This window comes from Dyadobacter sediminis (assembly GCF_005860765.1).
GTDB classification, from domain to species: Bacteria; Bacteroidota; Bacteroidia; order Cytophagales; family Spirosomataceae; genus Dyadobacter; species Dyadobacter sediminis.
Genome location: NZ_VCEI01000010.1, coordinates 1 through 11126 on the forward strand (window position 1 = coordinate 1; position 11126 = coordinate 11126).

General features: G+C 62.3%; 1 protein-coding gene. It reads right to left on the reverse strand.

All coding sequences use genetic code 11. The features are described 5' to 3' along the window. Positions 1–11126 (reverse strand): putative Ig domain-containing protein (locus FEM55_RS01060; protein WP_138279474.1); only part of this gene is annotated, 11126 nt, incomplete at both ends.

Below are 11126 nucleotides of genomic sequence, written 5' to 3' on the forward strand. Positions count from 1 at the left end.
CCGCAGAGCGCTCGGAGCGGTAAAGCACATCGTCGGTCGTGTTCAGGATATCCACCGTGCTGGCCAAAGTGCCGGTCCCGCCACTCACATTGCCGTAGTACTGGTCGGCGCTGAACACACGTCCGTCCGCTGTGGTGTAAGCCGTAGTCGAGCCCGTATTGATGCGGATGGCCGCAGGTCCGCAGCCGGCTGCGCGGCTGACGGTCACCTGCTGGGTCTTGCTGCAGCCGGAGGCATCCAGCAGGGTCACGTTGTAGACGCCCGGCTGAAGGCCGGTCGCGGTCAGGCCGGTTTGCGCCGGGCTGGAATCCCAGCTGACGGTGTAGCTGCCCGAGCCGCCGGTGATGCCGGAGACGGTCGCGGTGCCCGCCGCATCGGTGCAGGCCAGCACAGGCGCTGTCACGGTAAAGGCCAGGTTATTGACCACCGGAATGGTGAAGACCTTGGAAGTCTCGCAGCCGGTCGCGGTGTTCTCCTTCACATAGAAGGTATAATCGCCTGCCGAAAGGCCGGTAAACACCGGAGAGGTCTGGTAGATGCCCGAAGGCCCCATCTTGTAGAGCACCGGTGCCGCCGTGGTGTTGCTCACCGAGAAGGTGATGGCGCCATTGGCCACCCCGCACTGCGCACCCTGTACGGACTGCTGGGTCAAACTGATGGCATCCGCGCTGGCCGAGGCCGCAAAGATCTCCATGCCGGCCAAAGCCACCCGGTTTGCCGACGGGTTGAAGCGCACGTCCAGCTTGCCGTCTGTCACCGCGACAGCAAAGTCCTTGACGATGGCGGTCTTGTAGCCGGCCTCCCGGAAGATGTCCAGGTTGGAAAGCCTGCTTTGGTTTTCCAGGCTGACGGTAAAGATCCGCGAGCCGGCTGCCGTAAAGAAGTTTTCCACAAAGTGCATGCGGACCATGTAGCTGCCGTTGGCCACCGGGACCTGGTAGCGCGTCTCGCCCAGGTCGGCCGAGGCGGACAGATACGTCTGGTAAAGCGCATCCTCGTCAGTGCCCGCAATCGGGGTCGCTGCCGGTTTGTCCAGCTGCACCGAGCCCTGGCGGTAGGCCTTATCGGCTTCCCAGACCTTGCCGGCGATGGTTACGCTGGCGTCTGCGCCGCCCTTGATGCGTTTGACGGCCGTGATCACGTTGCAGTTATCGTCTGCGATGCCGTACAGCGGCACGCGCACCGGCGAGAGGCTGCTGTTGTAGCTGACCAAAAGGGCTGCATTCTTGATGCCCGGGCTGCCGGGACGGAACGTAACGGCAACGCTGGTGGTCTGCTGCGGGGCGAGCGTGAGCTGCAAAGGCTGCGCGGCGGTAAACTCGTTGAGGTTGGCGCCGGTGATCTCGATGCTTTTGATGGTGACATTCGGGTCGGCGCTGCCGTCGGCATAGGCCTTGCCCAAGTTGGTAAGCGCGATGGTCTGGGTGCTGGTCTGGCCGGTGCGGCGCGAGCCGAAGTCGACCGCCGAAGGCACAGACGCCAGCTCGGAGTAGTTCACAGCGCCGGTCTCAGGCCTTACATTGCTTACATAGAAGATGTTGTCCTGGTAGTCGTAGTTGGTCACGGCCGGGTTGCCGATGTAATCATGGCCCAACAGGTAGGTGTTGGGGATGATGTTGCCGTTGGCATCGATGGCCTTCCAGACGCGCATGCCGATCTTGCCTTCCGAGTTCTTGGTGCGGTCGGTGTTGGAGCTGCCCGAGCGGAAGCCGAAGGCGCCCGAGGGGTTGAAGGATCCTTCCGAAAGCGCGCCGGTGGTCGAGCCCCTTTTCAAAGGCAGCAGCGATTGTCCGTCCAGGGCATCATGGGTAAACAAAGTCGAGTAAGTCGAGGAGCCCTTGATATAGTATTCCAGGTTCTCCACCGAGGCGCAGCAGCCATGGTAGGCCGCCAGCTGCACGACCGTCACCGGCCGGGAGGCATCTGCCCTCGTAAAGAAAGAAGGCAGGATCTCATCGGTGTTCAGCACCATGCTCGTGCCGGCATTGGTGCCGTCATCGTGCTGGAAGCCCACGTTGGTCCTTAGACCGAAGGCGCTCATGATCTCCATGGCCCGCGGCTCGTTGTTACCCTCGCCGGCCGCTTGCCAGAGCCCGCGCAAAATCAGGCTTTTCTTGGGCGCCAGATCATCGTTGGAGACAATGTTGAGCGTATCGTTGAGCACCCGCACGCGGCCTGTGGCATACTGCGCGGTGAACTGCACGGCGACTTCCACCGAAGCGGCCGGGTTGATCACGATCGGCGCACTGGCATCATAGGCTGCACCGCCCACGGAGGCGATCTTCCAGCCGGCCGTGTTGGTCAGGCTGAGGCCTGCGATGCTGAGCACCCCGGTGCCCTTGTTGCTGATGCGGACCTTGACCACATCGTGGTTGCGGTTGTAAGGCGTAAAGGTGCCGTCCTCGTTGGTTCTTCTCCAGGGCGACTGGATCAGCGAGAAGGTCAGCTTGTCGTTGGCCGGGAACTTGTCCAGGTTCTCCACGACCATGTTGGCATTGCTTGGCTGGGGCTGCACCACCGTAAAGGAGACAACAGAGGAGGTGGCCTCGTTGCCGTTGCCGTCGATGGCTTTGGCGCGCAAACTGTATGTGCCCGCCGTATTGATCAGAAGCGGCGCGTAGTATTCCTTGTAAGCCTCGTTGTTCAAACTGTAAAGCAGCTTGCTGACGCCCGAGCCGCCTGCATCGGTGGCCGTTACCGTGGCCACGACCTGGCCCAGGTAGCTGCCGGCAGACTGCGCCGTGCCTTTCAGCTGCACCGCAGCCACCGGCGGGATGAAGTCGCCTTCGGCTGTGGCCGGGTCCACGATCACAAAGGTGATCTTGGTGTTGGTGCCGCCTGTGGCGTCCAGCGTCAGCTTGCCGTCGGTTACCTCCACGGTCGCCGTCGCGATCATCGTCGGCGTCTGGGCCGTCGGCACAAAGCCTGAGATGACCGGGGTGCCTTCCGCGTTGATGCGGTGGTTGCTGTCAAAGAAGCCGATATCGCCTGCGCCCACCGTCACATTGTAGATGCCGTTGGCCACTTTCAGCTCCCAGCTGCTGGGCCCCTGGCCCGCAGCTGTTCCCTGCATCAGGGCCAGGGTCCGCATACGGGTTTCCACGGTGGCCGAGCTGCGCTCGCGCATGCTGGCGGTGTTGTCCTTGGGCTCTTTGCTGACCGGGCTGACCCAGCCATAGCCGCGTGCATCGCTGTAAGGCTGTCCGGCATCGGCCTGATAGCCCTGAGGCGTCACGGTGGTGGCCAGCTGGAAGTTGACCTTGACGGCATTGGCACTGACATCAGTCACATGCAGGCTCACTTTCAGCGCCGCGCTGGCAAAGCCTTCCGCGCGGGCCGTGAGCATAGTCGTATAGCTGCCTGCGGCAAGGCCTGCAGGGTTGACACCCAGCGAGAGACTGCCCAGGGCAGGCGAAGGTACTGTCAGCCAGCTGGTGTTGGACTTCTCAAAGGTGATGGCTGCGGGTGTGCCGTTGCGGGCCTGCAGCGTAACGGTCTTGGCAGCGGCGGTCCCGTTGACCGGCGCATTGAAGTCCAGGGAAGCAGCATCAAAGACCAGCTCCTTGCGCGTGCCGGCAGCGATCACGTTGCTGAGCACAAAGACATAGTCCTGGTAGTCGCCGTTGGAGGCGTCCTCAAAGCAGACCAGGTAGCTGTTGGCCACCAGGTTGCCCTGACGGTCTTTGAGCGGGTAGGTCCTGACTGCATGCAGCGCGGGGCCGGAGGCATTCAGCGCATCCTGGGTGTAGGACAGCCGGTTTTCAAGGCCTACCACATAGATCCCGAAAGCATCCTGAGGCGTGAACTGGTCGGAGCCTGCCACGATCTGCGGGAACAGGGCGTTGTGCTGGCCAAAGACCCCGGAGAGCTTGCCGACCAGGTTCAGGTCGACTGCGCCGTTGTTGGTATAAAAGCCGAAAGGCAGTTCCTGGTTGGGCGAATAGCGCGCCACCGGGGTGATGCCCACCGGGCCGTCGCCTGCTTTCTCAAAGAGCTGCACAGGCACTTCCTCGCCCTTCATGGTGGCCTGCACGCCGTTGGCCAGGTTCGTCCAGCCTACATTGATCTTGTAGCCCAGCGTATTGACCACCGTCTGCAAAGGCGGCTCGTTGCTGCCCTCATAGCCGTTCAGAGACATCGCGTAAAGGCCGATGCCGAGCACAGGCGCATTGGCGGCATTGCTGTTGATCACCAGGGCCGCCTCAAAGGTAGTCACCACCGTCAGATTGCCCGGCGTAAAGGAGATGTCCAGCATTTTGGTCTGCTCAGCGGCCAGCGAGGTCTCGCTGGGCTGGCCTTCCACGCTCACCGGCTTCACAGTGAAGCTGGCGGCATTGCTGCCGGTGATGCCGATGCTGCCCAGGTCCAAAGTGCCCGTGCCGGTGTTGGTAATCGTCAGACGGCGGGTTACCGTCGTGTTTTTAAGCGCATCAAAGATCAGCTCGGGGCTGCTGGCGGTGATGATGGCCGAGGATGCCGGGCTGCTCACCGTCAAACTGACCGGCAAACTGGCGCTGGTATAGCCTTCCGCTGCAAAGGTAACGGTGGCCTGGTAGGTGCCTGCCGCCAGGCCCGCAGGGTTGATGCCCAAAGACACACTGCCTGCCGAAGCTGTGGAAGGCAGCACCAGCCAGTCGCTGCCGGCGGTTTTGCTCAGGCTGACAGCCGGAGTGCCCGAGCTGGCAGACAGAGTCACGGTCTGGGCGGCAGGTGCCGCATTGCCGCTGGTATGGGTAAAGGCCAGCGAGGAAGCCGACAGGGAAAGCTCCCGGGCTATGGCCTCTTCGTAAGGCTTGATGTTGCGGGCGATCACGACGATGTCCTGATAGTCCAGTCCGGAGACCGTCTCCTCGAAGGCGATCACGTAGGCATGCTCCACAGGCTGGCCGGCCGCATCTTTCAGCGGGTAAACCCGGACATGGTGCGGCAAAGCGCCGGTAAAGGTATTGAGTGCGTCCTCGCTGTACAGGTGACGGTTGGCAAAGTAAGGCCAGCGCGAGTAGAAGCCAAAGGAGTCGATGCCCGGGTCAAAGGACAACACGCCGCTGGTCTGTACATCGACAGTCTGGTAATTACTGTTGGCCACCGTAAAGAGCTCGTTTTTGGCATTGGCGTTGCCGGAGCTGTACCAGCCAAAGCCGGTCACCGTGCCGGAAGCGTCCTGGGGACCGAACACCGACAGGGGCTCGATGCTCACCGGCGCATCACCGGCACGCTGGAAGGCCTGGATGGCTACTTCCTCGCCCAGCAAAGGCGCCTTGGCCGTGGTGGTGTTGCTGTGGATGACGTTGGTGTTTTTGTTGTCATCCCCTACGTTCACCCCGATGCCGTGCACGTCCATCACCAGCTGCAAAGAAGGTTCGTTGCCGCCCGACAGCCCGCTTGTGCCCAGTCCTTTCAAGGAGACCGTCTGCACGGGGTTGCCGGTGCTGCTGACCAGCAGGCTGGCTGTTTTTACGCCCACCGAGCCCGGGTTGAAGGCGATGTTGAAGGTAATGGCGCTTCCGCGGGCAATGATGACCGGGGAGGCCACACTGGCTGCGGGCGCACCCGTCAGCAGGAACTGGCTCTGGTCAGCGCCGTCCAGGGCGATGCCGGTCACTGTCAGGTTGCTGTTGCCGGTGTTGGCCAGCGTGATGGTATGCGTCTTGCCGGCTGCGCCGCCTGCCACGTCGTTGTCGGTGATCGCTGCGGGGCTCACTTCGGCAATACCGGCCAGCGCGGAAGGCGCCGTGGCTTTCAGCAGCACGATCTGCGCGGTCTTGCCGGTGGTGTTGTTCCAGTTGTATTCGATCACATACAGGTTGCCTGTCTCGACGTCCTCGGTAAGGTCCAGCGGGTTGGTAAAGCCCGAAAGGCCGGTGATGCCTTCGGTGCCCGAGCCGGTCTGTGCACCGATGATGTCATAGATGCGGTCATCGCTGTCGGCCGAGTTGACGGCCGGGTCTTTGATTTTAGCGCCCGGTTCGAGGACAATGATGTCGCTGCCGCCGCTGAAACGGCACACCAGCAGTCTTCCTTTCAGAGCGCCGTTGAAGGCATTGCTCTTGTATTCGATGGCGCCGTTAGGCGATTTGTTAAGCTCAAAGTTATAGGCCGCGCCGCGGTAATTGGCATCCGGTCCCTGGGTGACGGGGTACTTGGGGTTGTCCAGGTAGCCGCGGTTGGCCACATACTCGCCGCGAAGCGGGTTGGGATGGCCGTAGTAGCCCACCGGCTTCAGGGGGTTCACCCGGAAAAGCCAGTCGTTCTGCACCTTCACCCCGCTGGTGGAGACCACCACAGGACCGTTGTAGAAGCTGCCGTCGGGCCGGCGCGTGCCGGCTACCGAGGCCGGCGAGTTGCCGCCTGCCGCCGAGCCGTTGGCCGGTACATACAGCTGCCCGTTGGTATGCCATACCAGGTCTACGGCGTTGCGCACACCGGACGCATAGATGGTCAAAGGCGAGTTGCCAGCATACGGATTATAGGTGCCGTCCGGCATGCGGTAGCTGTCGGATGGCGCGGCATTGATCAGCGCCTGGTTGGAGGTCGTTCTCACGTCCAGCGGCAGGGTGATGCCTGAAAGCTTGCCCATGTCCAGCCTGAGCACCGTCGCTGCCAGAAGGCTCTCGTCGCGCTGCCAGGTACCGTCGTAGTTGCCCATCGAGCTCAGACTGCCCTGGTTGAAGTACAAGGCGCCGTCCGGTCCGAAGGCGATGCTGTTGACCAAGTGGTCGGCTTTGGAGCGCGGCAGCTTGGTCAGCACCAGCTGCTCGGTCTGAAGGTCCGCGCCGGTCAGCTTGGAGATGTTGCCGTCAAACTCGGGCGCATTGGTCAGCCCTGCGCTGCAGTGCGATACCCAGGCGATCAGGTTGGTCGCCGTCGAGGCCGGGTCAAAGGTCAGACCTACCGAGGATCTGAGGCCGTATTTGGCCGTCAGCGACTTGATCTCCTGCTGCTCAGAGAGCATGCCGGTCTGGTGATCGACTGTGAAGCGCTCGATGACGCCGTCCAGGCGGAGGGCATAGAACTTGCCGTCCGGGCCAAAGGTCAGACACGTATATTTCTTGCCGACTGTGCCGGGGATGACCTGCTTGGGCGCAAACTCGGCGGCCACCGGGTTGGGCGTGCCCGTCGTGGTGCTGCCGGTGGTGAAAGTCGCCTCGTAGGGCAGGAACGCTGCGCCGCTGTGGGACTGCACCTGGTCGGTGATCACGAACTTGTATTTGGTATTGGTCTCTAAGGCGTACCGGGGCGAGAAGCTGATGGCATCCCCGCCGCCTGTGCCCTGGGCGGTGCCCAGGATCTCGGTGGTGGTGTTGCCCGCTATTTTCAGCAGCTTCACCGTCGCCAGCGAGACGGTCGCATTGTTGACGCCGCCTTTAAAGCCGGCCACTTCGGGCACATACAGGTTGTTGGCCGCAATGCTGGCGATGTTCACGCTGACGTTGGTAGCGCCGTTGGCCGGCGTGGAAGAGATCACGTAAGGCTGGTTGGCACCGGCTGCCAGCACGGTGACCTGCACCAGGGTGCTGGCGCTGGTATGCCCCGCAGCCGAAGCTGTGATGGTCACTGTATAGGTGCCCGTTGCCAGCGCCTTGGCAGCGGTATAGTCAAAGGTCACGTTGGGCTCGTTGCCGTTGTGGCTGGCATCAAAGCTCAGCCAGCCTGCCGCTCCTGCGCCGTAGTCGGCCGTCAGGGAAATGGCCAGCTCGTCCTGGGTGGTGGAATGGTTCAGGTCCAGGGAGAAGGTCTTGGCCGTCTCGCCGGTGCTTTTTTCAATGACCAGACTGTGCTCGCTGGCCGACCACACCAGGTAGGGCTGTACGCTGACCGGGGTGATCAAAGCCGAGTTGATCTTGGTGTTGGTGCCGCCATCGGCATTGATCGTCAGAAAACCGTCGGTGACACTGACCTGCACCTTGCCCGACTTGAAGCGGGTGCTGGTGCCGGCGGTGCCGCTGGGCACAAAGCCTCTGATTGCATTGACGCCTTCGACGTTGATGGTGTGGCTTTCGGCGATGGTGCCCGGGTCGGAATCCCCTGCCGAGACGGTTACCTCATAGGTGCCGTTAGGGACTTTTACCTCCCAGTAGCCATCGGCGCGCGTGCCGTTGAAGCTGGCATTGCTGGCCGTCTGCATGTGCATGAAGCTGGCCAGCAGCACATCGGCCGGCGTAGTACGGCGGCGCCCGTTGCCCAGGTTGGCCGTGCCGCCCACGGAGATGTCCAGCAGCGAGCCGTCCGAGCGCTTGCGCCATCCGTATTCCAGTCCTGTGCCCTGATTAGCGCCTGTTTTTAGCCCGAAAGGCTGGCCGTAGTCTCTGACCCAGCCCGCAGGCGGCACAGTGGCCGCATCCTGGAAGTTGACCTGGATCTGCTGGCTGATGGCCGGGGCTGAAACCGTCAGGTTGATCAGAAGCGTGGCAGGCTGGTAGCCTTCTGCCGACGCGGTCACAGTGGCCTCATAGATGCCCGGCGCCATGGTCGTCGAGAAGTTGGAAGGTCCGAAGCTGATGGTGCCCGTCGTGGCCGAAGGCAGCGTCAGCCAGCCTGCTGCCGTGCTGCTCAAGGTGACCGAAGGCGCGCCTTCGCTGACAGAGAGCACCGTGGACTTGCCTGTAACAGCCTGTCCCTGCACGGCTGCAAAGTCCAGCGCATTGGGTGTAAAGGCCAGCAGTTTGCCGGCTGCGCCGTCGCGGATGACCGAGAAGTTGTCGAAGCTGAAGCTGACCGGGGTGCTTGCATTGCGGTGCGTGGCATAAAGGCCTGCATACAGCGCTTTGCCGCTCAGGGCCATGTCGGTGATGTCAATGCCGGCCGAAGCGTAGCTGGCGCCTGCATTGATGTAGTTCACTCCGCCGTCTGTGGAGTAGAAGCCTTCCATTTTGTTGGTCACCAGGTCCAAAACCAGTCTGAGTCTGACCGTCTGGGTGTTCAGACCCGAGATCACGCCCGTGATCCGCTGGTCGGGGTTGGCCGTCGTGGAAAGCGTCGAGCTGGCATCGTTGAGCTCCTTGCGCATCTCAACCTTGTTGCCGGTGATGGCCAGCTTGACAAAGGTCTTGTCATTGAGCCCTGCCCAGATACCGCCCTGCTCGGAGCCCGTACCGTTGTAGGGGTTGACCACCGTGGTCTCTATGGTCAGCTTGCCGCTGGAAGGAATGCCTACGCCCAGGGCATTGATCTGGTTGTTGTTGGTTGAAAAGCCGATGCCTTTGTAAGTCTGGATCGTCAGCCTGCCGCCCGAGACCGTCAGCCTGGATGGCTCATAGCCCCAGACCTGGGCCGAGGAAGCCGTGCCGTCGGCCGTGTTGCGGACGCCGGAGTAGGCGTCGGCCATCGTAAAGCCGGTGCCCAGCTTGTTTTTATCTGCCAGACCGCCTTCCTGGCCGTCAAAGTTCAGTAGGAAAGGCAGGCTGACGGCGATCTCCTCGCAAGGCAGCGTGCTGATGGGCGCGCAGGCCACCACCACCGGGGCAGCCGTAACCGTTACCGTAAAGCTGCCGGAAGCGGTGGCCAGGGCCTTGTCCGTAGCGGTGATGCGCACCGACAGGCTGGTGGCCTGCTCGGGAGCCGTACCGCTGAACGTCTGGGTCTGGGCATCAAACAGCAGCCAGGCCGGAAGACTGACGCCGGAGGCCAAAGCCGCCGTATAGGTCAGGGCGTCGCCCTGGTCAGGGTCTGAGAAGCTGCCGGTCATAAACGAGAAGAGCTGGCCGGCTGTCAGGGCCTGGGCCTCGGCAGCGGTGACCACCACGGGCGCCCGGTTGACGGCCGAAGCAGTGATGGTGAACTCGGTGCTCACGGCCGGCGACTTGCCGTCGGTCGCCGAAAGGCGTACCGGGTAAACAGCCGCTGAAACAGGCGTGCCGCTGAAAGTACGCGTAGCCGCATTAAAGCTCAGCCACGAAGGCAGCGCCGAGCCGTCGGTCAGACTGGCCGAAAGCGTGAGCACATCCTGGTCGGCATCGCGGAAGGTCGTATCGGCCAGCGTGAAGCTGAAGGCCGTGCCGACCGGCGCATCCTGGTTGGCGACCGGCGAGGCCACCGGCGCATGGTTGATCACAGCACCCTGGGGGCTGATCGAGAAATCATCAAAGGTATAGGTGATGGCCGTAGCGCCGTTGCGGTACGTACCGAACACGCCCGCATATGCCTGGCCGGCAGTGATGCCCATGCCTTCGATGCTCAGGCCCTTGACCGGGTAAGCCTCGCCGACATTGATAAAGCTGATGCCGTCCACCGAGTAGAAAGCCTCCGCGGTCGCTGCGGCCGGGTTGATCAGCAGCCTTAAACGCACCGTCTTTTTGTCCAGTCCGGAGATCGAGGCCGTGTTGCGGCGGTTGACATCGGTCAGATCCGAGGCCAGCGGCGAGGCGTCGTTGATCTCCCTTCTGAGCACGATCCGGTTGTTGTTGATCGCCAGCCTAAGGAACGTCTTGTCGTTGAGGCCATACCAGATGCCGGCCTGCTCGTCACTGGTGCCCTTGTAGGGGTTGACCAGCGTGGTCTGGATCATGAAAGGACCCTGGGAGGCGTCAAAGCCCACGCCCAGCGCATTGATCTGGTTGTTGATGCCGGTGATCGAGATGCCTTTGTTGGACAGGATGCCCAGCTTGCCCGAGGCAACCGTCAGCCTGGAAGGCTCATAGCCCCTCACGGCCGAGCTGGCCGGTCCGTCCAGCGTTACGCGCGTGCCTGAGTAGGCATCGGCCATCGTAAAGCCGGTGCCCTTGCCGTCCTTGTCGGTCAGCCCGTTTTCATTGCCGCTGAAAGTCAAGGCAAACGGAAGCGGGACAGTCAGCTGCGCGCAGGACAGAAAGCTCAGAGGCAAACACGCTGCCGAAGGGGCCGCGCTGACCGAAAGGCCAAACACACTGCCCGCCGAAGCCTTGCCGTCCGTAGCCGTCAGCCGGATGCGGTAGGTGGCCGCCACCGAAGGCGTGCCGCTAAATGACCGCTGCGCCGCATCAAAGACCAGCCACAATGGCAAAGCGCTGCCGTCTTCCAGGCTCGCCGTATACGTCAGAGCGTCGGAATCTTCGTCGGTGAAACTGCCCGCTGCCACATTGTAGGTAAAGGCAGTCCCTGTGACAGCAACCTGGTCCGAAAGTGGCAAAGCCGCAACCGGAGCGTGATTG